This window comes from Micromonospora sp. WMMD1274 (assembly GCF_049179035.1).
Taxonomy (GTDB): Bacteria; Actinomycetota; Actinomycetes; order Mycobacteriales; family Micromonosporaceae; genus Micromonospora; species Micromonospora tulbaghiae.
Genome location: NZ_JBMHMG010000001.1, coordinates 2830556 through 2851621 on the forward strand (window position 1 = coordinate 2830556; position 21066 = coordinate 2851621).

General features: G+C 74.0%; 25 protein-coding genes. 16 read left to right on the top strand and 9 right to left on the bottom strand.

Features of this window, described 5'->3' with window-relative positions; translation table 11 throughout:
- Positions 1-146: 146 nt before the first annotated feature.
- The 4 genes from ACN27D_RS13025 to pheA all read left to right on the top strand — a co-directional run bounded on the left by ACN27D_RS13025 (position 147) and on the right by pheA (position 3081).
- Entirely contained in the window at positions 147-884 is a 738-nt protein-coding gene (locus ACN27D_RS13025) for a hypothetical protein (RefSeq protein ID WP_120572573.1), read from the top strand.
- 144 nt (positions 885-1028) lie between these two features.
- On the top strand, positions 1029-1478 hold the full coding sequence (locus ACN27D_RS13030) for a hypothetical protein (RefSeq protein ID WP_120572572.1): 450 nt from the start codon (positions 1029-1031) through the stop codon (positions 1476-1478).
- An 87-nt stretch (positions 1479-1565) separates the two neighbouring features.
- On the top strand, positions 1566-2114 hold the full coding sequence (locus ACN27D_RS13035; protein ID WP_421499179.1) for a hypothetical protein: 549 nt from the start codon (positions 1566-1568) through the stop codon (positions 2112-2114).
- Positions 2115-2124: 10 nt separating this feature from the next.
- The gene (pheA, locus tag ACN27D_RS13040; RefSeq protein ID WP_120574083.1) at positions 2125-3081 is read left to right on the top strand and encodes a prephenate dehydratase; all 957 of its coding nucleotides are present in this window, start codon (positions 2125-2127) and stop codon (positions 3079-3081) included.
- Between the two features lie 43 nt (positions 3082-3124).
- Here the strand turns inward: pheA and ACN27D_RS13045 are convergent, their stop codons facing one another.
- The 3 genes from ACN27D_RS13045 to ACN27D_RS13055 all read right to left on the bottom strand — a co-directional run bounded on the left by ACN27D_RS13045 (position 3125) and on the right by ACN27D_RS13055 (position 4802).
- Positions 3125-3844: an AIM24 family protein gene (locus ACN27D_RS13045; RefSeq protein ID WP_120572570.1), complete on the bottom strand. Its 720-nt coding sequence runs from the start codon at positions 3842-3844 to the stop codon at positions 3125-3127.
- A 95-nt stretch (positions 3845-3939) separates the two neighbouring features.
- Entirely contained in the window at positions 3940-4284 is a 345-nt protein-coding gene (locus tag ACN27D_RS13050) for a metallopeptidase family protein (RefSeq protein ID WP_421501140.1), read from the bottom strand.
- Between the two features lie 89 nt (positions 4285-4373).
- Positions 4374-4802 (bottom strand): OsmC family protein, encoded by a 429-nt coding sequence (locus ACN27D_RS13055; protein WP_013289315.1) that lies wholly within the window; start codon positions 4800-4802, stop codon positions 4374-4376.
- 118 nt (positions 4803-4920) lie between these two features.
- Between ACN27D_RS13055 and ACN27D_RS13060 the strand changes: the two genes are divergently transcribed.
- From ACN27D_RS13060 to ACN27D_RS13070, 3 genes are all read left to right on the top strand, one after another.
- The gene (locus tag ACN27D_RS13060; protein WP_421499180.1) at positions 4921-5652 is read left to right on the top strand and encodes a hypothetical protein; all 732 of its coding nucleotides are present in this window, start codon (positions 4921-4923) and stop codon (positions 5650-5652) included.
- A 167-nt stretch (positions 5653-5819) separates the two neighbouring features.
- Entirely contained in the window at positions 5820-6641 is an 822-nt protein-coding gene (locus tag ACN27D_RS13065) for an HAD family hydrolase (protein WP_091413415.1), read from the top strand.
- Positions 6641-7453 carry an HAD family hydrolase gene (locus ACN27D_RS13070; RefSeq protein ID WP_187691744.1) on the top strand — a complete coding sequence of 271 codons (813 nt, stop codon included), beginning with the start codon at positions 6641-6643 and terminating at the stop codon, positions 7451-7453. The genes ACN27D_RS13065 and ACN27D_RS13070 overlap by 1 nt, the downstream gene beginning before the upstream one ends.
- A 35-nt stretch (positions 7454-7488) precedes the next feature.
- Here the strand turns inward: ACN27D_RS13070 and ACN27D_RS13075 are convergent, their stop codons facing one another.
- Positions 7489-8076: a bacterial proteasome activator family protein gene (locus ACN27D_RS13075; RefSeq protein ID WP_120572567.1), complete on the bottom strand. Its 588-nt coding sequence runs from the start codon at positions 8074-8076 to the stop codon at positions 7489-7491.
- 57 nt (positions 8077-8133) lie between these two features.
- Here ACN27D_RS13075 and ACN27D_RS13080 point away from each other — a divergent pair, with 57 nt between their 5' ends.
- Entirely contained in the window at positions 8134-8961 is an 828-nt protein-coding gene (locus ACN27D_RS13080) for an alpha/beta hydrolase family protein (RefSeq protein ID WP_421499181.1), read from the top strand.
- A gap of 48 nt (positions 8962-9009) precedes the next feature.
- Positions 9010-10230, top strand: a complete 1221-nt coding sequence (locus ACN27D_RS13085; protein ID WP_120572565.1) for an ABC transporter substrate-binding protein — start codon at positions 9010-9012, stop codon at positions 10228-10230.
- A gap of 66 nt (positions 10231-10296) precedes the next feature.
- On the opposite strand, the gene ddaH is transcribed toward ACN27D_RS13085, so the two are convergent.
- Complete coding sequence (gene ddaH, locus ACN27D_RS13090) at positions 10297-11130, bottom strand: dimethylargininase (RefSeq protein WP_421499182.1); 834 nt, start codon at positions 11128-11130, stop codon at positions 10297-10299.
- 59 nt (positions 11131-11189) lie between these two features.
- Between ddaH and ACN27D_RS13095 the strand changes: the two genes are divergently transcribed.
- Both ACN27D_RS13095 and ACN27D_RS13100 read left to right on the top strand, forming a co-directional pair.
- On the top strand, positions 11190-11648 hold the full coding sequence (locus ACN27D_RS13095; protein WP_013289323.1) for an Lrp/AsnC family transcriptional regulator: 459 nt from the start codon (positions 11190-11192) through the stop codon (positions 11646-11648).
- Between the two features lie 55 nt (positions 11649-11703).
- Positions 11704-12660: a zinc-binding dehydrogenase gene (locus ACN27D_RS13100; protein WP_421499183.1), complete on the top strand. Its 957-nt coding sequence runs from the start codon at positions 11704-11706 to the stop codon at positions 12658-12660.
- Positions 12661-12667: 7 nt separating this feature from the next.
- Here ACN27D_RS13100 and ACN27D_RS13105 read toward each other — a convergent pair whose 3' ends face one another.
- The 3 genes from ACN27D_RS13105 to mobA all read right to left on the bottom strand — a co-directional run bounded on the left by ACN27D_RS13105 (position 12668) and on the right by mobA (position 14906).
- Positions 12668-13822, bottom strand: a complete 1155-nt coding sequence (locus ACN27D_RS13105) for a T3SS (YopN, CesT) and YbjN peptide-binding chaperone 1 (RefSeq protein ID WP_121683708.1) — start codon at positions 13820-13822, stop codon at positions 12668-12670.
- Positions 13823-13887: 65 nt separating this feature from the next.
- The gene (locus tag ACN27D_RS13110; protein ID WP_091415945.1) at positions 13888-14145 is read right to left on the bottom strand and encodes a DUF6457 domain-containing protein; all 258 of its coding nucleotides are present in this window, start codon (positions 14143-14145) and stop codon (positions 13888-13890) included.
- Entirely contained in the window at positions 14142-14906 is a 765-nt protein-coding gene (mobA, locus tag ACN27D_RS13115) for a molybdenum cofactor guanylyltransferase (RefSeq protein WP_421499184.1), read from the bottom strand. Before mobA ends, ACN27D_RS13110 begins: the two co-directional genes overlap by 4 nt.
- A 266-nt stretch (positions 14907-15172) precedes the next feature.
- Between mobA and fdhD the strand changes: the two genes are divergently transcribed.
- The gene (gene fdhD, locus ACN27D_RS13120) at positions 15173-16027 is read left to right on the top strand and encodes a formate dehydrogenase accessory sulfurtransferase FdhD (protein WP_358170564.1); all 855 of its coding nucleotides are present in this window, start codon (positions 15173-15175) and stop codon (positions 16025-16027) included.
- Between the two features lie 77 nt (positions 16028-16104).
- Here the strand turns inward: fdhD and ACN27D_RS13125 are convergent, their stop codons facing one another.
- Positions 16105-17424: a DUF4192 domain-containing protein gene (locus ACN27D_RS13125; protein WP_421499185.1), complete on the bottom strand. Its 1320-nt coding sequence runs from the start codon at positions 17422-17424 to the stop codon at positions 16105-16107.
- A gap of 152 nt (positions 17425-17576) precedes the next feature.
- On the opposite strand from ACN27D_RS13125, the gene ACN27D_RS13130 reads away from it, so the two are divergent.
- Genes ACN27D_RS13130 through ACN27D_RS13145 form a run of 4 tightly spaced genes read left to right on the top strand, consistent with a single transcriptional unit; the run spans position 17577 to position 21032 of the window.
- Complete coding sequence (locus ACN27D_RS13130; protein ID WP_121683401.1) at positions 17577-18491, top strand: fructosamine kinase family protein; 915 nt, start codon at positions 17577-17579, stop codon at positions 18489-18491.
- Positions 18488-19501 carry a GTP 3',8-cyclase MoaA gene (gene moaA, locus ACN27D_RS13135; RefSeq protein ID WP_121683402.1) on the top strand — a complete coding sequence of 338 codons (1014 nt, stop codon included), beginning with the start codon at positions 18488-18490 and terminating at the stop codon, positions 19499-19501. Before ACN27D_RS13130 ends, moaA begins: the two co-directional genes overlap by 4 nt.
- Positions 19502-19503: 2 nt before the next feature.
- On the top strand, positions 19504-19749 hold the full coding sequence (locus ACN27D_RS13140; RefSeq protein ID WP_013289332.1) for a MoaD/ThiS family protein: 246 nt from the start codon (positions 19504-19506) through the stop codon (positions 19747-19749).
- A gap of 20 nt (positions 19750-19769) precedes the next feature.
- The gene (locus ACN27D_RS13145; protein ID WP_358170567.1) at positions 19770-21032 is read left to right on the top strand and encodes a metallophosphoesterase; all 1263 of its coding nucleotides are present in this window, start codon (positions 19770-19772) and stop codon (positions 21030-21032) included.
- The last annotated feature ends 34 nt before the right edge of the window (positions 21033-21066 follow it).

Genomic DNA, 21066 nt, shown 5'->3' on the forward strand with positions numbered 1-21066 from the left:
AGGCTTGCGCACCATCCGGAAAAGAAGTGTGAATGAATATGGCATTCATCCACACTCACTCCGGCGGTCCAACTTGCCGAGCCCCCGGGGGCGCAACGTAGGGTAGTGGAGACATAACTTCGAGAGACCTTTTGCCGGAGGTCGCGATGACTGTCTTTCCCGCTCGTCGAGCCGTACCGAGCAGGGCACTGCCGCCCCGCACGGTGCCGCACTCCCGGGTCGAGCCCACCTCGGTGCTCGAGCCGGCCCGACCGACTCCATTGGAGTGGGCCCGGCGTCGCCGGGCGGAGCGGGGGGCCCGCCGGTTGGAAGCGGCAGGGGCCCGCGCCCTGGGCCAGCTCGATCACCTCGGTCCCGCCTGGCACGTCATCGAGTGGCCCCGGACGGACCCGGCGGACATGCTGCTCGACCGCGGCCGCGACGACCGGGCCGGGTTCCTGGCCATCGGCCCGAGCGGTCTGTTCGCGGTCACCATCGCCGACCACGGCCGGGCCCGGGTGCTCGTGGCCGGAGACGTGGTCCAGATCAACGGCAAGCGCCCGCCGTACGTGGCGGAGGCGCGCCGGGACGCCAAGCGGGCCAGCAAGGCCCTCTCCGACGCGGTCGGCCTGCCGATCCCGGTGACCCCGGTGCTGACGTTCGTCGGCTCCGGGGTGATCAGCGTCTACGGCCTGCCGAAGGACTGCCTCATGGCCACCCACCGCGAGCTGGACCGCCTGCTCGTGGCCGGCGGGAACCGGATCAGTCCGGCCACCGCCGAGAAGCTCTCCCGCGTCGCGCAGGCGCCGGCCACGTGGTTCAACGGCACGTACCGTCCAACCGCCGACTACCGGTGGTATGACGAGGGCCGAACGGCCGCTGACAAGCGAGCCGCCCACCGGTAACGTCTCCGGCGACGCCACGCGGCCCACGGCACCGCCCCCGACTGGTTCCGTCGGTCCGCGCCGTCGCCGGCCGCCCGGCAGCCGATGCTTCCGCCGCACCGACCGGCTAGCGTGGACAGACCGTCGGTGTACATAGGAGGCGCGGTGGCCCACGTCGAACTCTCACTCTCGGAAGTGTTCGCGCCCGCGGCATCCACCGAGCAGGAGTCCGACAACTTCGGGCAGTGGTCCGGCATGGTCTCCCGGGCCGCCGAACCGTGCCTGCTGATCGACGAGGGCACCACCGTCGTGGCGATCTCCTCGTCCGGCTGCGACCTGCTCTGCCTGGGCGCCCCGGAGGACGTGATCGGCCTGCCGCTGCTGGAGGGCGGCCTACGCCTGGTCGACTTCACGGCGAGCCCGAGCGAGCTGACCGAGCAGGAGACCGACAAGATCCCGCCGCTGCTCGCGCTGCACTCCGGGCGGCTCGCCCGCGGCCTGCTGCGGGTGCAGGGGCCCGGCTCCGACGCGGGTCGCACGGTCGACGCTATCTCCACGCCGGTGCTGACCGACGGCGCGGTGGCCGGCTCGCTCACCTTCCTCTCCGCGGTCTGACCCCTCGCGGTCCGACCGGCACGCTTCACCCCGGGCCGGTCCTGCTCCTACGATGGCCTCGGTCCCACCACACGACGACATCCCTCGATGCCCGAGGACGCCCCCGTGCCCCGCGCCCCACACCCCCGACGCCGCCACCGCCCGCTGGCGCTGCTGACGCTGCTCGCCCTCGCCGCCTGCGGCACCCCACCGGAACTGCGCGCGCCACCCGCCGCCGCCACACCCGTCCCGGTCCCGTCCGCGTCCGCCACGCCCAGCCCGAGCGCCACCCCGACCCCATCGGCGCCGGTCCTCCCGCCCACGCCCGCGCCGTCCGCGCCGTCCGCGCCGTCCTCGGCGGCGCCCTGCCGGGGGCGGCCGTCCGGCGACCGGATCGTCGCGCTGCTGCGCGGCTCGGCAGGCGTGCTGCCCCGCGACGTCAAGGTGACGGTGGCGACCGGTCCGCTCTGCGCCGAGGGCTGGCAGTACACCGTGCTGACCGTCACCGGGCACGAGGAGTTGCAGGTGGTCACGCGCGGCGAGACCGGCACGCCGAGGCTGGTCACCGCCGGCACGGACGTGTGCGGCGTCGAGGTACGGACCGTGGCGCCGGCCGGCATCCGTACCCTGGCCTGCGACGGCACGCCGGGTGCGTAGGCTGGTCGGCATGCCGGGAACACCGCCGACCCGCTTCGTCTACCTGGGCCCCGAGGGCACCTTCGCCGAGCAGGCCCTGCGCACGGTGCCCGCCGCCGAGCGCGGGGACCGCACGCCGGCCCGCAGCGTCGGTGAGGCGCTCGACGCGGTACGCGCCGGGGAGGCGGACGCGGCGCTGGTGCCGCTGGAGAACTCCATCGGCGGCGCGGTCGGGGTGACGCTCGACGAACTGGTCGAGGGCGACCCGCTGGTGATCACCCGCGAGGTCGTCCTGCCGGTGGAGTTCGTGCTGGCCGCCCGCGCCGGCACCACACTGTCCGACGTCCGCTCCGTCGCGGCCCACCCGCAGGCGTCCACCCAGTGCCGGGGCTGGCTGCGGGAGCACCTGCCCGACGCCACAGTGGTCGACGTGCTCTCCAACGGCGCCGCCGCGGCCGGTGCGGCGAGCGGCGAGTACGACGCCGCCATCTGTGCCCCGATCGGCGCGACCCGGCACCGGCTCGCGGTGCTGGCCGACAAGATCGCCGACCACCCGGACGCGGTGACCCGGTTCGCGCTCGTGTCCCGCCCCGGGCCGCCCCCGCCGCCCACCGGCGACGACCTCACCTCGCTCGCGGTGTGCCTGGCCCACGACCGGGTGGGCGCGCTGCTGGCGGTGCTGATGGAACTGGCGGTGCGCGGCGTGAACATGACCCGGATCGAGTCCCGCCCGACCGGCGAGGCGCTCGGCCGCTACGTGTTCTTCCTGGACTGCGCCGGACACGTCGCCGACGTACGCCTCGGTGAGGCGTTGCAGGGGCTGCGCCGGGTCTGCGCCGACGTGCGGTTCCTGGGGTCGTACCCCCGGCACCGCTGGAGCACGGCGGCGGGTGACCAGCAGACGCCGGTGCCGCCCGGGCTCACCGACGCCGACTACGCCGACGCGGCGGCCTGGGTGGCCCGGCTGCGGGCCGGCGAGCTGAGCTGACCGGCCCGGGGCGACCTCGGCGGACGCCCCGGGCACCGGAGGGTCACTGAAGCAGGCCGCCGAGCACGCCGCCCTGCTGCTGGGAGCCGCTGCCGGCCACCGGAGGCTCCTCCGAGGGCTGGACCACGACGAAGCCCTGACCGGCGAAGCTCATCGTGAACGCCTCACCGGTGCTGCGGCCGAGCAGCGTGCCGAGCCCGAGCTGCTCGGCGCGGTGGTAGCCGGTCTGGAGGTTCGCCGACCAGCAGACCGCCGCCTGCGGGTCCACGTACGTCGGCGCGTCCACGTTGAGCACCACCGGGGTGCCCTTGGTGGTGACGGCGATCCGGCCGTGGCCGGTGAAGACGCAGTTGAACAGGCCGGACGAGGACGCGAAACCGGCGCCGCCGACCATCTTGATGTCGTACTGGAGCGTCGAGTCGAACGCCAGCACGCTGGAGCCGTTGATGGACAGCGCGTCGCCCGGCTCCAGGTCGATGACGTGCACGTCCTTGGCGAAGTCGGCGAGGAAGACGTCGCCGCGCCCGGAGACCTTCATCAGCGGCACGCCCTCGCCGGTGAGCCGCTGCTTGATGAACTTGCCGATGCCGCCGGAGCCGAGCGCCTGGAACTGCACCTGCCCCTGGTAGGCGACCATCGACCCGACCCGGGCCATCGCCTCGCCGTTCAGCTCGATCTTCAGCATCTTGGAGTTCTGCAACCGCATGCCCGGCTGCTGGGACTCCTTCTCAAGGTTCTCCGCGGAGAACAGCGCGCTGCGCATGGGTTTTCCTCCTGCATCAGGATCTGCCTGATCCGCAGGTTAGGGGACCGGCGCAACCGCCGGAATCAGCCGGGCGGGGACGCGCCGGAGGCCGGTCAGCCCCAGCCCAGGGCGTGCAGGCGCTCGTCGTCGATGCCGAAGTGGTGGGCGATCTCGTGCACCACGGTGATCGCCACCTCGTCGACGACGTCGTCGTCGGTGTCGCAGATCGCCAGGATCGGGTTGCGGTAGATCAGGATGCGGTCGGGCAGCACGCCGGAGTAGTCCCAGCCGCGTGAGGTGAGCGAATGTCCCTCGTACAGGCCGAGCAGATCCTCGCCCGGCGGCGGGTCGTCCTCCACCAGGATGACCACGTTGCTCATCAACCCGAGCAGTTCCTCGGGCACCTCGTCGAGCGCCTCGCCGACCAGTTCCTCGAACCGGTCCCCGCTCATCTCCACGGCCACGCGGCCCGGTCACTCCCTCCGGATCGGGCACACCGCACGGCGAGGGCGCCCCGCAGGACACCCCCGCCGTGCCGTACGCGATGTCAGGCCAGACGGGCGTTCAGCGTGATCTGCGCGCCCGGCGACAGGAGCCGGGAGATCGGGCAGTTCTCCTTGGCCGCCTCGGCGAGCTTGGTGAACTCGGCCTGGTCGATGCCCGGAACCTGGCCCACTGTCTCCAGGTCGATGCGGGTCACCGTCATGCCGGCGTCGGTCTTGTCGAAGTGCACCTTGGCGGTGGTCTCCACCGCCGTCTCCTGGGCGCCGGCGTCGGCGAGCTGCTTGGAGAGAGCCATCGAGAAGCAGCCGGCGTGTGCGGCGCCGATCAGCTCCTCGGGGTTGGTGCCCTCGCCCTCCTCGAAGCGCGACTTGAAGGAGTAGTTGCCGGACAGGCCGCCCTTGCCGGTGCGGACGGTGCCGGACCCCTCGGTGAGGTTGCCCTGCCAGCGAGCGGATGCGGTACGGATAGGCATGGCACCGACGCTAACCGAAAGCGGGCCGCCCCGCACCGGACCTCGGGGTCGCGATCCCGGCCGTCGGGAGCGGGCTGTGCCATGATTCGACGCAGGCCCGCGTACGGGAAGGGTGGCCATGTCGCAGGATCTCCCCGTTCCCCGGCAGGACAAGCGAATCCCCCTGCAGGACAACCGGTCCGACGACACCACGATCGTCGAGTGGGGCGACGCCGAGCCGGAGTCGTCCGGCCGGGCCGCGCGCTCGCTCGCCGCGCTGGGCCGGGACCGCCGCCTGCCGCCCGTGCTCACCGGGCTCGGCGCCGTGGCCGCGATCGCCTCGCTGCTCGGTGAGTGGCTGGCGATCACGGTGCCGGCCGAGGCCCGGGGCGACGACGCGCCCGCCCGGCTGACCGGCGGCATCTCCGAGATCGGCGGGTTCGGTACGGCGTACCTCGTGGGCCTGCTCGGGCTGTCGGTCGCGGTGGGGCTGGCGCTGCGCGGTGCCCCCGCGGTACGGCAGCACGCCCGGCTGGCCGGGCTGGGTCTCGCGGCGGGCTTGCTCGGAGTGCTGGTCGCGACCGCCGGCTCCCTCGAACAACTGGCCCGGCGCATCCTGTTCTTCGTCGGCGAGCAGCGCCTGGAGGTCGAGCACGGACGCGGTCTGGTCAGCGCGTTCGTCGCCGTCGCACTGCTGGCGGCGGCGCTGCACCTGGCCGGCCGGGCGGCCGGCGGGACGCCCGCCGACGGGGAGCCGGACGACGACCGGCCCGACCGCCGCCGGACGGACGAGGACGACGTGCCACCGGCCCCGGCGGATCTGACGGTGCAGCCCACGGTGCCGTTCGCCGGCCCCGAACGGTCCTACTGAACCAGGTCCGCCGACGCGTCCGGCGGCCACCGGAGCTTCGCCGCCGATTCGCCGGAAAGCCGTGGTTGCCGCCCCTTCCGCGAGATACGGTTGCTGCCCGCCGTCCCATGGTCGCGGCACCGAGGACCTGGTCGGCCGGCGTGACGGCGGCGGGCGAAGGAGGAACCATGACCCGCCCGGGACTGCCCAAGCTGATCGCCACCGACCTCGACGGCACGCTCGTGCGCAGCGACGAGACCGTCTCCGCGTACACCCATCGGGTGCTGGACCGGGTGCGGTCCGCCGGGATCCCGGTGGTCGGTGCGACCGGCCGTGGACCGCGTCTGACCGAACTCACCCGCAACGACATCCGGGCCGCCGACTTCCTGGTGATGGCCGGCGGCGGCCGGGTGGTGGACCAGAGCGACCCGGAGGGGCCCCTGGTGCTGCGGGACGAGCGGCTGCCCGGTGAGGTGCTGGCCCGGATCCTCACCGACCTGGAGGCGGCGGTCGGCCCGCTCACGGTGATGGTGGAGGCGTCGGACGAGCACGACGCGCCGCTCTGGGGCGACTACCACCCGAGCTGGCCCTATCCGGACCGGTTCGAGGCCCGCAGCCGGGTCGAGTGCCTGTCCTGCGACGTGATCAAGGCGTTCGCGCGTACCGCCGACCACCACGTGGACGAGCTGCTGGCCGCCGCGCGGGCGATCGTGCCACCGGACGTGGCCACGCTCACCCAGGCCGGGCTCGACTTCGTCGAGATCTGCCCGCCCCGCACCGACAAGGCCAGCGGGCTGAGTGTCATCGCCGAGCGGCTCGGCGTGGACCCGGCCGACGTGCTGGTCTTCGGCGACCAGCCGAACGACCTGCCGATGTTCGACTGGGCCGGCTGGGCCCGGGTGGCGGTGGCGAACGCCCACCCGGAGGTGCGCGCCGCGGCGGACGAGATCACCTTGCGCAACGACGACGACGGCGTCGCGGTCTACCTGGACCGGCTACTCTCCCGCTGATGGAAGATCCACCTCGCCTCGTCGCCTCCGACATCGACGGCACGCTGCTGCGCGACGACCGGACGCTCAGCGCGCGTACCGCCGCGGTGCTGGCCCGCATCAACGCCGCCGGCACGCCGGTGGTCCTGGTCACCGGCCGTCCGATTCGCTGGCTCCAGATGGTGTACGAGCAGCTCGCCGAGCCGCTGCCGGCGATCTGCGCCAACGGCGCGGTGGTATACGACCCGGTCACCGACCAGGTGCTGCGGGCCGACCCGCTCGCCCCGGAGCTGCTGGCGGAGGTGGCCCGGCGCCTGCGCGCCGAGGTGCCCGGGGTGAGCTTCGCGGTGGAGATCGTGGACAGCCGGCAGATGCGGCACGAGGCGCACTACCCGCTGCGCTGGGACGCCGACCTCGACGCGATCCGGGCCGTCGAGTCGCCCGAGGAGCTGCTGTCCGCGCCCGCGGTGAAGCTGCTGGCCCGGGCCGGTGAGCAGGACCCGGACGTCTTCGTGCAGGTGGTGGCGGGCGCGCTGGAAGGGCTGGCCGAGGCGACCCACTCGTCGTACAGCGGGCTGATCGAGATCTCGGCGGCCGGCGTCACCAAGGCGGCCGGTCTGGCCTGGTACGCGGAGCGGCTCGGCATCGGCGAGCGGGACGTGCTGGCCTTCGGCGACATGCCCAACGACGTGCCGATGCTGGCCTGGGCGGGACGGGCGGTGGCCGTCGCCAACGCCCACCCGGCCGTACGCGAGATCGCACACGAGGTCACCGGGCCCAACACCGAGGACGGCGTCGCCGCGTACCTGGAGAAGGTCTTCGGGGTGGACTGAGCGGCCGGGGCGCGTGACGCGCCCCGGCCGACGCGTTAGAGGTACTGGCCGGGCGCGTGGCCCTCGCCGCCGGGCATCCCCGGCATGCCCGGAATCACGCCGCCCGGGCCGCTCGGCAGCGCCTGGCGGCCGGAGCGCATCTGCTCCAGCTGAACGCGGGCGGCCATCTGCTGGGCCACCAGCGCGGCCTGGATGCCGTGGAACAGCCCCTCCAGCCAGCCCACCAGCTGGGCGTGCGCGATGCGCAGCTCACCCTCGCTCGGCGCCTGCTGCTCGGTGAACGGCAGCGAGATCCGCTCCAGTTCCTCGCGCAGCTCGGGGGCGAGGCCCTCCTTCAGCTCGACGATCGAGCGCTCGTGGATCTCCCGCATCCGGTGCCGGCTCGCGTCGTCGAGCGGCGCCGCCTTCACCTCCTCCAGCAGCTGCTTGATCATGCTGCCGATCCGCATCACCTTGGCCGGCTGCTCGACCAGACGGGTCGGGTCCTCGCCCTTGCCCTCGTCGGTCTGCACCGTGCCGACCGGGCGGCCGTCCGGCCCGACCACCACCACGGTGCCGGGGATGCCATCGTTGCCCTGTTCGTCGTCGTGTCCGGCGGAATGCGCTTCGGTCATGGCACCCATCTTTACCCACGCCGACCGTGTGCACGCGGCCGGACCGGTGGACGCTACCGTCGCCGCATGCTCTCCGACCCGCGCGAGGTGCTGACCCGCCCGTCCCCGCCCCCGGATGCCACGGTCTCCTACGGCGACCACCCGGACCAGTGTGCCGACCTGCGCCTCCCGGCTGGCGACGGGCCGCCCCGGCCGCTCGTGGTCGTGGTGCACGGCGGCTTCTGGCGGGCGGAGTACGACCGGACCCACACCGGCCCGATGGCGGTGGCGCTCGCGGCGCTCGGCCACCCGGTCGCGCAGATCGAGTACCGGCGGACCGGCCGGCCGGGCGGAGGGTGGCCGCACACGCTCACCGACGTCCGCGCCGGGATCGCCGCGCTGCCGCAACTCGCCGCCGCCGCGCTGCCCGGCCGGGTGGCGCCCGTGCCGCCGATCCTGGTCGGTCATTCCGCGGGCGGGCACCTGGCCCTGTACGTGGCCGCGCACGCCCCGGAGACGGTCGGTGGGGTGCTCGCGCTGGCACCGGTGGCCGACCTCGCGCAGGCGTACCGGCTGGACCTGGACGAGGGGGCGGTGGCCGCGCTGCTCGGCGGCGGCCCGGAGGAAGTGCCGGACCGGTACGCGGCGGCCGATCCATCGGTATTGGTACCCGTCCGAGCACGTACAGTAGTCATTCACGGTGATCAAGATATGCAGGTTCCGATCGCGATCAGCCGGTCCTGGATTGCCGCAGATCAGGCCGCCGGAGGCTCGGCCACGCTCGTTGAGCTGCCCGAATGTGAGCATTTCGGGCTGATCGCACCAGGCTCCACCGCATGGCCCCGGGTCGTCGAGGCGTTGCGGTCGCTTCACGATGATCTTCAGGGCATTGACGCAGCGTCGTCGACCAGGTAGAACGCCGAAGGGGTGTGCACCATGGCCGCCCCGTCGGGAAGGAAGTCGGTGGCACAGATGAACCGCAGGCGGGCCCTGCAACTGCTGGCCGCGCTGGGCACCACCGGACTGGCGGCGGGGTGCGGCTCCGGAGACGACTCCGGGGAACAGGCCGGATCCGGCAGCCCGATCAAAGTCGGACTGATCGTGCCCGGGAGCGGGGCGAACAAGGCCATCGGCGACGAGATCACCAACGGCTTCCAGCTCTTCCTCAGCATGCGCGGTCAGCAGATCGCCGGCCACCCGGTCACGCTCGTGACCGCCGAGGAGGGCGACACCGCCGCCACCGGCAAGGCCGCCGTCGACCGGCTGCTCAAGGAGGGCGTGCTCGCGCTCACCGGCGTGGTCAGCCCGACCGTGATGACCGGCATCAAGGACGCGGTCGAGGAGGCCCGGGTGCCCCTGCTGGGCTCCAACGCCTCCCCGTCGACGCTCCAGGGCGTCGTCTACATCTGGCGCACGTCGTACGTGCTGACCGAGCCCGGCGAGGCGCTCGGCGAGTACCTGCGCCAGAAGCTGGACGCCTCCAGCCGGATCGCCATCTTCGGCACCCGCGGCCCCGGCAGCCAGGACGTCATCGAAGGGCTGCGGCGCGCGTACGAGCGGGGCCGCCGGCTCACCGAGGACCCGATCTTCACCGAGGACGACCCCAACCCCTCCCGGTCGCTCTACTCCGGGCCGATCCGCAAGGCGCTCGGGCGCAAGCCGGACGCGGTGTTCTGCCACTACTCCGGCGCCCAGGCGGTGCAGTTCGTCAAGCAGCTCTACGCCCAGGGCTACCGGGGGCCGATCTACGCCCCCGGCTTCCTCACCGAGGGCACCGCGCTCGACCAGCTCGACGACGGGGAGAAGGGCCGCGAGCGCAAGCTCATCGAGTCGTACGGCATCGAGACCGCGCTGAACTACTCGGCCGACCTCAACAACACCGCGAACCGGATCTTCGCCTCGGCCTACCGGAAGACGTTCAACTCGGCGCCCACCACGTACGCGATGGCCTCCTACGACGCCGCGCTGGTGCTGGACAAGGCGATCCGGCTGGCCGGCGGGAACCCCTCGCCGCAGCAGGTCAACCTGGCGCTCGGCAAGGTCGGCCAGGTGGACAGCCCGCGCGGCACCTGGCAGTTCAACCAGACCCGTACGCCCCAGCAGAAGTGGTACCTCCGCCGGGTGCAGACCGACGGCCGGCTGCTCTCCAACGTCGTGATCAACGAGCTGGCGACGCTGGGCTGACCGGCCCCCGTACACGCGCAAGGGCGGTCTCCCACCGGGAGGCCGCCCTTCGCGTCGAGGCGTGGCTCAGTGCCGCAGCTCGGCGATGCAGCACTTCACGCTGCCACCGCCCTTCTTCAGCTCGGCCAGCTCCACCGGGACCGGGTGGTAGCCGGCGGCCTTCAGCTTGCCGGCGAGCCGGGTCGCCTCGTTGTTCAGCACCACGTTGAGCCCGTCGCTGACCAGGTTCAGGCCGAACGCCAGCGCGTCCTCGTCGTCCGCGACGATCCCGTCCGGGAACAGCTGGGCCAGCACCTTCTGACTGGCGGCGGAGAAGGCCCCCGGGTAGTAGACGATGTTCTCGTCGTCGATCGAGGCCAGCGCGACGTCCAGGTGGTAGAAGCGCGGGTCGACCAGGTGCAGCGAGACCACCGGCCGCCCGAGCGCCTCCTGCGCCTCGGCGTGCGCGGCCGGCTCGGTCCGGAAGCCGTACCCGGCGAGGATCAGGCCGCCGTGCGCCTCCGGCAGGTACGCGAAGTCGCCCTCACCCTCGTTGGTCTCGCTCGGCGCGATGAACCGCCAGCCGTGCTGCTCGTAGAACGCCCGGTGCGCGGCGGCCTCGGCGGACCGCTGCTCGTGCTTGAACCGGGCGCCGTAGACGGTGCCGTCGACCACGAACGCGCCGTTGGCCGCGTAGACCATGTCCGGCAGGCCCGCCTCGGGAGTCAGCAGGTGCACCTCGTGGCCCAGCCCGACGAGCGTCTCGCGCAGCCGGTCCCACTGCTTGACCGCCAGGTCGGCGTCGACCGGCGTGGTCACGTCCATCCACGGGTTGATCGCGTACTCGACCGTGAAGTGCTCGGGCGAGCACATGAGATATGTCCGCTTTCGCGAGACTCGCTGCTGGTTCACGGTCACCAAGAGTAGGTACGGTACAACTTTGGTAACAGCCACAAGCATTGCTTCCCAGGAGCAGAACGTTGCAGATAGACGCGGTCGACCAGCGAATCATTGCGTTACTCGTCGCGGATGCCCGCGCCTCGTACGCGGACATCGGCAGCCGGGTGTCACTCTCCGCCCCCGCCGTCAAACGACGGGTCGACCGACTCCGATCCGCCGGGGTGATCCGCGGGTTCACCGCCGTCGTCGACCCGGCCGCCGTCGGCTGGACCACCGAGGCGTTCGTCGAGCTGTTCTGCGCCGGCCGGACCACCCCGGCACAGATCGGCGCCGCCGCCCGCCGGCACCCCGAGGTGGTCGGCGCGTACACCGTCTCCGGCGAGGCGGACGCGCTCGTGCACCTGCGCGCCGCGGACATCTCCCACCTGGAGGAGGCGCTGGAACGGCTACGCGCCGAATCGTTCGTCACCTCGTCCCGCAGCACCATCGTGCTCTCCCGGCTGGTCGAGTCCCCCGGCGTCGGACCGTCGACGCCTTGACCTCAACCTCGCTTCATGTCGTGCACTGGTGACCGGCTCGAAGCGAGGGGGCGGTATGCGTGCGGTGTGGCTGCGGGAGTTCGGCGGACCGGAGATGCTCGTGCCCGGGACGGCACCCGACCCGGCACCCGGACCGGGCCAGGTGCTCGTCGACGTGGCATACGCGAACATCACGTTCGTCGAGACCATGTTCCGGGCCAGCGGCTTCGGGCCGTTCGGCGCCGAACTCCCGGTGATCCCCGGTAACGGGGTCGGCGGCACGATCACCGCACTGGGACCGGACGTCGACCCGGCGCTCGCCGGCCGCGTCGTGGTCACCGCCACCGGCGGCACCGGCGCGTACGCCGAGCGCGTCGTGGTCGGCCAGGGCGCGCCTGTCCCCGTACCCCCGGGTTTGGCGCTCGACGCGGCGGTGGCGCTGATGGCCGACGGCCGGACCGCCCTGATGCTGGCCCGCGCGGCCGGGCTGCGGCCGGGCGACCGGGTCCTGGTCGAGGCGGCGGCCGGTGGCGTCGGATCGCTGCTCACACAGCTGGCAGCGGCGGCCGGTGCCACTGTGGTGGGCGCCGCCGGCGGCGACCGCAAGGTGGACGTGCTGCGCGCCGCCGGCCTCGACGTGGTCGTCGACTACCGGCGGGCCGGCTGGACCGGCCGGGTCCGGGACGCCGTCGGCGCCGTCGACCTGGTGTTCGACGGTGTGGGCGGGCCGCTCGCCCGGGAGGCGTTCGACCTGCTGGACCCCGGCGGACGGATGCTCAGCTTCGGGCTGGCCGGCGGCGCCTGGGCGGACATCCCGGCCGAGTCCGCCGCCGCACGCGGAGTGACGCTGCTGAGCCCCCGGCCCGGCCCGGACGAACTGCGCGCCCTCACCGAGGCGGCACTCGGCGAGGGCGCGGCCGGGCGGCTACGTCCGCTGATCGGGCAGCGCTTCCCGCTGGAACGGGCCGCCGCCGCGCACGCCGCGATCGAGGCCCGTCGGACGGTGGGCAAGACGCTGCTCGATGTACGGTGAGCCGCGTTCAGAGGTACATGCCGGTGCGGTGCTCCTCGGCCCGGGCCGGCTTGTCGCCCTCACCGAAGAAGCGCTTGCCGCCGAACTCGCCGTGCAGGCGGTCGTCCAGCTCGTCCGCGAGACCGGTCATCACCTGCACCGCGAGCATCAGGTGGGTGGGCTGGAAGTTGCGGCCGAACACCGGGATCGACGCCCACACCGTGTCGTCCGCGCAGTACAGCCGCCCGATCGGCATCCGGTTGGTCAGCTCGGAGAGCTTCACGTACAGGCGCTCGGTCGGCTCGACCTCGGTCAGCACCGGCGAGAACACGTCCACCAGCGGCGGGTTGTCGCGTACCCGGACGAAGACCATGGCCGAGCCGGCCCGGATGTTGATGTCGCCGTCGGAGTCGACCTGGAGCTGGTCGGACGCCGACTTCAGCATGGTCGACACGACGGTGCGGACCCGCTCCTCCAGCGCCAGCACGTCGTTCTCACCGGACTGCGCGGCGGCCGCCGCGGCCAGCGCCTCGTCCAGGTCGGCCTCGACGTCGCGGTCCGGGCCGAACTCGCTGCGGGCGGTACCGAGCGGCTCCACCGGCAGCGCCTCGCCCTCGGCGTCGTGCACCAGGTAGACGAGGAAGGCCGGATGCGGGGCGCCGTAGACGTCCCGCAGCGTCCGGGACAGCACGGCGGCCAGCCGGGTCGCCTCGTCGACGCCGCAGTCCAGCCCGAACTGCTCCCCGGAGCCCGGCACCACACCCGGCGGCGACCAGCCGAGCGCCACCATGTCGGCCACCGCGGCGCGGTCCAGCCGGTAGCCCTGCGGCAGCGTGGCGTTGCCCACCGCGCGGGCCGACAGACGCCCCTCCTCGCCCGCGTCCACGCTCACCGAGTAGACGGCGTCGCCGGTGCCCGAGGCGGTCGGGTCGAGCGTGACCTCCAGGTGCCCACCGGCGGGCAGCCCGCGCAGCCGGTCGGCGAGCGCCCGGGCGAACTCCCGCCAGGCCTCGGTGACCTTGGCCCGCAGATCAGCAGTGGTCGGCTCGTCGAGCAGGATCGACTCGTGGTGCTCCGGCGCGCCGCCGGTGGCGTGGTGCTCCGGCGTGCCGCCGGTGGGGTGGTGCTCCGGCGTGCCGCCGGCAGGCTCGTCGACCGGCGCCGAGGGGTGGTCTGCCGTCATGATCGCCTCCGTCCGTTCCCGCCACCCTACCCACGCGCGAAGGGGACCGAATCCCGCGCGAGGCGCTAATCCCCAGGTGTGGAACCGCCCAGGTCCACCGGCCAGGAACCGGCCAGGGCGCTGAGCCGCTCGGCCGCCGCGGCCGGGTCCGCGCCGCGCCCCACCGCCAGCCCCAGCAGGTACGCGGTGACCGGCGCGCCCGGCCGGACCACCTGGTGGGCCACGTCCCGGGCCACGTCGAGCACCGTCGGCACGGGCACCCCCGCCGGGTCCAGGTCCAGTTCGGCGCAGACCGCCGTGACCCAGTCGTCCAGCACCGTCATCTCGTCCACTCCTCCGCCCGGCGTACGTCCTCGTCAGTGTCGCAGTCGAACCAGGGCGGCGGCCCCGAGCCGGACCAGGACACCTCCCGTACGGCGACACCGGCCAGCAGCCCGCGTACCGGCGCCCCGTCGAGCGAGCCGCCCCGCGTCGCGGCGAGCCGGTCGAGGGCGGCCCGCAGGGCCGGCAACCGCCAGACCGCGCAGAGGTACTGGCGGCGGCCGTCCCCGTCCACGTAACAGGCGAGCGCGGCGTATCGACCGTCCAGGGTCTCCCGCCGGGCGGCGGCAGGTGCGTCTTCCGGCCCGGCGGCTGCGGCGTCGAGCGCAGGCGGGTCGTCGCGGGACTGACAGGCGGCGAGCGCGGGCGGGTCGTCGCGGGAGTGACAGGCGGCGAGCGCGGGCGGGTCGTCACGGGACTGACAGGCGGCGAGCGCGCGTCGCAGCTCGGCCACCGCTGCCGTGGTGAGTAGCGGCAGGTCGGCGGCGAGCACGGCGACTGTCGTCGTACCGGGGTCGAGCCACGCCAGCCCGGCTGCCGTAGCGGCCACCGGACCGCCCCCGGGCGGCTCTTCCCGGGCCGTCCGGACTCCCCTGGGCAGCGGGCCGGACGAGCCGACCACGATCCGCTGGTCCGCGTCGGCCACCGCGTCCAGCACCCGGTGCAGCATCGGCCGGCCGCCGACCGCCCGGGCCGGCTTGTCCACCCCGCCCATCCGCCGGGCCGCGCCACCGGCGAGCAGGACCGCCGCGTACCCCGTCACCGCCTCACAGTAGCCACAGCCACGACCGCCGCCTCCCGGCTCGTGTCGGCGCCCGGCGTTGTTCGGCGGTTTTCCGACGTTGATCCACTGCTTTTCGCCGGGGTGGTGGCATCCATGGGCCTCCGGCACCGCCACTTCGCCGAACTCGTGTCGATCATCGGGATTGGGGCGGCCGAGGCCGGCCGGGCGGGGTGGCCGGGGGCCGGGGTGGGTGGGAAGACCTGGGGCGAGGTGCGGGCGGCGGGGTGGCCGGGGAGGATGGCGGCATGGGACGGGCGACGGATCGGCGTGGTGTGCTGCGGATCGACCTCGACGCGGCCGGGGACGGCCGGGGGCGGATCCGGCGGCAGGACACCCTGGCCGTGGAGGAGCCGCTGGAGATCCGCGTCGGCGCGGCCGGCCCCGGCCGACGCCGGCCGCTGGCGGTGACTATGCGTACGCCCGGCGACGACCTGGACCTGGCCATCGGCTTCCTGCTCACCGAAGGGCTGATCCGGTCGGCGGAGGACGTGCACACCGCGCAGCTCTGCGCCGGGGCGGAGACCCCGAACACCTACAACGTGGTCGACGTGGTGCTCTCGCCCGGCGTGCCGGAACCCGTCACCGACCCTTCGCGCAACTTCTACACCACCAGCTCGTGCGGCGTGTGCGGCAAGGCGAGCATCGAGTCGGTGCGGACCCGCTCGCAGTTCGCGGTGCAGGACGACCCGTTGGTGGTCACCGCCGATCTGCTCGCGGGGCTGCCGGACCGGCTGCGCGCCGCGCAGCGTGCCTTCGACCGCACCGGCGGCCTGCACGCCGCCGGCCTCTTCACCGCCGACGGGGAACTGGTCGTGCTGCGCGAGGACGTCGGGCGGCACAACGCGGTGGACAAGGTGCTCGGCTGGGCCACCCGGGAAGGGCGGCTGCCGCTGGCCGGGCACGTGCTGCTGGTCTCCGGACGGGCCAGCTTCGAACTCACCCAGAAGGCGTGGATGGCGGGGGTGCCGCTGCTCGCGGCGGTGTCCGCACCGAGCACGCTCGCGGTCGAGCTGGCCGAGGAGGCGGGGATGACGCTGGTCGGCTTCCTGCGCGGGCCGACCATGAACGTCTACACCGGGGCGGCGCGCGTCGGCGGCTGACGGCCGGGCAGCACCGGACATCGGCGTGACGGGCGTCGGCGGCCCGGTGGGCGGCTGACCACCGGGCGGCTGACGGCTCACCGGCGTGGCCGGCGTCGGCGGCGCCGCAGCACCGCGCCGTCGTCGGGACCGGGCCACCCGTCCAGCGCGGACGGGGCGACTCCGCGCCGGAGCGCCTCGTCGAGCAGCACCGCGAGCGAGTAGCCGGGGTGGGCGGACAGCACCCGTTCCAGGGCGACAGCGGCCAGTGCCCCGTGCCCCGAGCGCCAGGCGGCGAACGCGAGCAGGCAGCCCGGCGCGGCGATCAGGTCCGGCTCGGCGCGTCGCAGCACGTCGGTCCAGAGGCTGATGTCCTCGTCCCGGCCGTCGGTGCGGGACCAGGCGTGGTCGCGTACCGCGACGTGGGTGAGGAGCACCGTCAGCCAGGCCACCTCGTCGTCGTCCAGCCGCTCGCCGCGCCGCTGCCGCCGGAAGGCGGCTCGCACGGCCGCCGTGCCCGCCGTCCGCACGGCCCGCGGCTCCCCACCCGATCCGGCACCGCCGTCCGCGACCGGCGACCGCCCATCCGACCCGGGACCGTCGGCCAGGACCAGCGGCTCCCCGCCCGACCCGGGACCGTCTGCCGAGACAAGCGGCTCCCCGCCCAGCCCGGGACCGTCCGCCGGGACCAGCGGCTCCCCGCTCAGCCTGGGACCGTCGGCCGAAACCGGGACGGCCTCGCCCAGCCCGGAGCCGTCGCCCGGAACCGGGGACTTCACGTGCGGCCCGGAGCCGTCGGCCGGTGGTCCGCTGACCGGGCTTTCCACCGACGATGAGGACGGCCGTCCGGTGAGCGCGGCCAGGCGGAGGCGTGCCTGCCCGGTGGCCCGGCGCATGGCGAGCCGGACCGGCCCGTCGAGCGGGGACACCTGCGCCGCGAGCGCGGCCCGGTCGGGCAGGGCCACCTGACCGGCGAACACCGCCGCCGCGCTGACCTGGCTGGCGGCCGGGTCGTACGGGGTGCCCTCGGACGGGCAGCAGGACGGCTCGGCGCACAGGTACGAGAACCAGCGGCCCTCGGTGACCCGCAGCGCGTCGAGCACCACCACCCCGGTGGCGGTCAGCGCGTCGCCGATCGCGTCCACGACGCCTGTCACCCGGGCGGCCGGACCGTAGCCGACGACAGTGGCGGCGTCGGCGTCCTGCCGGGCCACCACGTGCGCCAGGTGCCGGGCTGCCGGGCCGGGGTCGGCGCCCGGCGCGGGCAGGTCGCCGCGGGCGGCGAAGACGACGCGCCGGCCGCGTACGGCGACCACCACGACGCTGTCGGCGGGATGGAAGCCGAGCAGGTAGGGCACGGCCGCGACCATGTCGGCCGGCGAGCGGACGGAGAGGCGCGCTGGCTCGGTGGAGTTCATGCCGGGAGCGTGGGCGGTCGCGGGTCACCGCGTCCGCCCCTGTGGACGACACGCGGTCCGTCCACAGATACGGAGCGTATCGGTCCAGGTCAGCGGTGATCGACGGCGCTTCTCGGCACACGGATGTCCGGGGTAACCGCTACCTTGCGCTCATGGACCTGGCATACCTGCGGGCACACCCGGAGCACCTGCCGACCTTCCTGACCCACCAGCGGATCCGGGAGACCCCGGTCTCCGGCGGTGACATCTGCGCGGCCTCCCGGCTGACGCTCGACGACGGGCACTCGGTGTTCGCCAAGACCTGGCCGGAACGGGCGGCGCGTGCGCTGCCGGAGGGCTTCTTCGCCGCCGAGGCGGCCGGGCTGCGCTGGCTGCGCGAGGCCGGCTCGGTGCCCGTACCGGATGTGCTCGTCGCCCTGCCCGACCTGCTGGCGCTCGACTGGGTGGAGCCCGGCGAACCGACGCCGGAGGCCGCGGAGGCGTTCGGCCGCGACCTGGCCGGGCTGCACCGGGCCGGGGCACCCGCGTTCGGCGCGGACTGGCCCGGGTTCATCGGCGCGCTGCCGCAGGACAACACGCCCGGCCCCGGTCCCTGGCCGGACTGGTTCGCCCGGCACCGGCTCCTGCCCTACCTGCGCATGTCGGTCGACGGCGGCGCGCTCGACGACGCCGGGGCGGCGCTCGTCGAGCAGGTCGTCGACCGGATCGGCGAGTTCGGCGGTGACGAGCCGCCGGCCCGGCTGCACGGTGATCTCTGGCCCGGCAACCTGCTCTGGGGCGCCGACGGCCGGGTCTGGCTGGTCGACCCGGCCGCGCACGGCGGCCACCGCGAGACCGACCTGGCGCAGCTCGCCCTGTTCGGCGGCCCGCCGCACCTGGACCGGATCACGGCCGCCTACCGGGAGGCGTGGCCGCCGGCCGACGGATGGCGGGAACGGGTGCCGCTGCACCAGTTGCATCTGCTGCTCGTGCACACCGCGATCTTCGGCGCGGCGTACGCGGACGCGGTGCGCTCGACCGCCCGTGCCGCCCTCCGTGGGCCCGACCGCGCTACGGTCGACAGATGAGCGCCCCCGGGACGAGCGACGGCGTCCTCGCCGACCGGTACGGCCGTGTCGCGCGGGACCTGCGGGTCTCGCTGACCGACAAGTGCAACCTGCGCTGCACCTACTGCATGCCGGCCGAGGGTCTGCCCTGGCTGGCCGGTCCGCAACTGCTCACCGACGACGAGATCATCCGGCTGGTGGGTGTCGCGGTGTCGCGGCTCGGCATCACCGAGGTGCGCTTCACCGGCGGCGAGCCGCTCATCCGCCCGGGCCTGCCCGGCATCGTTGCGGCGGTCGCCGCGCTCACGCCCCGGCCGCGCATCTCGCTGACCACCAACGGCATCGGCCTGGCCCGGATGGCGCCGGCGCTGCGCGCGGCCGGGCTGGACCGCGTCAACGTCTCGCTGGACACGCTGGACCGCGACCGGTTCACCGCGCTGACCCGCCGTGACCGGCTCGCCGACGTGCTCGCCGGGCTGGCCGGCGCGGCGGAGGCCGGGCTGACCCCGGTGAAGATCAACTCGGTGCTCATGCGCGGCACGAACGACGACGAGGCGCCGGAGCTGCTGCGGTTCGCGCTCGCGCACGGCTACGAGCTGCGGTTCATCGAGCAGATGCCGCTCGACGCCCAGCACGGCTGGGACCGCTCGACCATGGTCACCGCCGACGAGATCCTGGCCTCGCTGCACGCCGCGTTCGCGCTGACGCCGGACCCGTCCGAGCGGGGCGCGGCACCGGCCGAGACGTGGCTGGTGGACGGCGGGCCGGCCCGCGTCGGGGTGATCGCCAGCGTGACCCGGCCGTTCTGCGGCGACTGCGACCGCACCCGGCTCACCGCCGACGGCCAGGTACGCAACTGCCTGTTCGCCACCGAGGAGTCGGACCTGCGCGGCGCGTTGCGCGACGGCGCCGACGACGAGGAACTGGCCCGCCGCTGGCGTGCCGCGATGTGGGCCAAGCGGGCCGGGCACGGCATCGACGACCCGGCGTTCCTCCAGCCCGCGCGCTCGATGTCGGCGATCGGAGGCTGAGGATGGAACTGACGGTCCGCTACTTCGCCGGCGCCCGCGCGGCCGCCGGACGATCCGAGGAGACCGCATCCGCCGGCCGGTCCCTGGACGAACTCCTCGATGACCTGGCCGCCCGGCACGGCGAACGCCTCGCGGTGGTGCTGAAGGCGGCGAGTTTCCTGGTCGACGGCGTGGCCTGTCATGATCGACGGGCACTGTTGCCGGCCGGGGTGACGGTGGACGTGCTGCCGCCCTTCGCAGGCGGCTGAGGGGGACACACGTGCTGGCCATGGCGACATTCCTGGGCTTCGTCGTGCTCGTGATCGGCCTGATCCACTTCTACCTGTGGAAGCGGCTGGTCCGGGACACCACACGCCCCGGGCGGTGGCGCCGGGCCGGTGGCGTGGCGATCGCGGCGCTGGCGGTGCTCGTACCGGTGACCATGGCCGGCACCCGCAACGGCTGGTACTGGCTGGCCTGGCCCGGCTACCTCTGGGTCGCGCTGATGTTCTACCTGCTGGTGCTGCTGCTGGTGCTGGAGGTGCCGACCGCGGTGGTCCGGCTGGTGCTGCGCCGCCGGGCCCGCTCGGCGGTCGCCGCCGGCCCGGAGCCCGAGCCCGCACTCGTGGGCGCGGCGACGGCGGAGGGCGCGACGCCGCCGCCGGTCGACCCCGCCGACGCGCCGCCGGCCGGTACCCACGCGCCGGACCACGACCCCTCCCGGCGACTGCTGCTCGCCCGTGGGGCGGCGATCTTCGCCGGGCTCACCGCCGCCGGAGTCACCGGGTACGGCGTCCGCACCGCGATGGGTCCGCCGCAGCTCGACCGGGTGCAGATCCCGCTGGCGAAGCTGCCCCGGAGCATGGACGGCCTGCGTATCGCCACCGTCTCCGACATCCACCTCGGGCCGTTGCGCGGCCGGGCGCACACCGAGCGGATCGTCGCGATGATCAACCGGATGGACGCCGACCTGGTCGCTGTGGTCGGTGACCTGGTCGACGGCACGGTGGCCGAGCTGGGCGAGGCCGCCGAGCCGCTGCGTGACCTGCAGTCCCGGTACGGCAGCTTCTTCGTCACCGGCAACCACGAGTACTACTCCGGCGTGGAGGAGTGGGTCCGCGAGGTGGACCGGCTCGGCCTGCGCGTGCTCCAGAACGAGCGGCAGGAGATCCAGGCCCGGGGCGGCGTGCTGGACCTCGCCGGGGTGAACGACGTGAGCGCCGCCGGCACCGGGGTGGCCGCACCCGCCGACTACGCCGCCGCCCTCGGCGACCGTGACCCGAGCCGGCCGGTGGTGCTGCTGGCGCACCAGCCGGTGGCCGCGCAGGAGGCCGCGAAGTTCGGCGTCGACCTCCAGCTCTCCGGGCACACGCACGGCGGCCAGATGGTGCCGTTCAACCTGGCGGTGAAGCTCGAACAGCCGGTGGTCTCCGGTCTCGGCGAGGTCGACGGCACGAAGGTCTACGTCACGAACGGCGCCGGTTTCTGGGGCCCGCCGGTGCGGGTGGGCGCGCCTCCCCAGGTGACGCTCGTCGAGCTGCGCGCTCAATAGCGTGCATGGGCCGCCGAGTCCAGCACCGCATTGC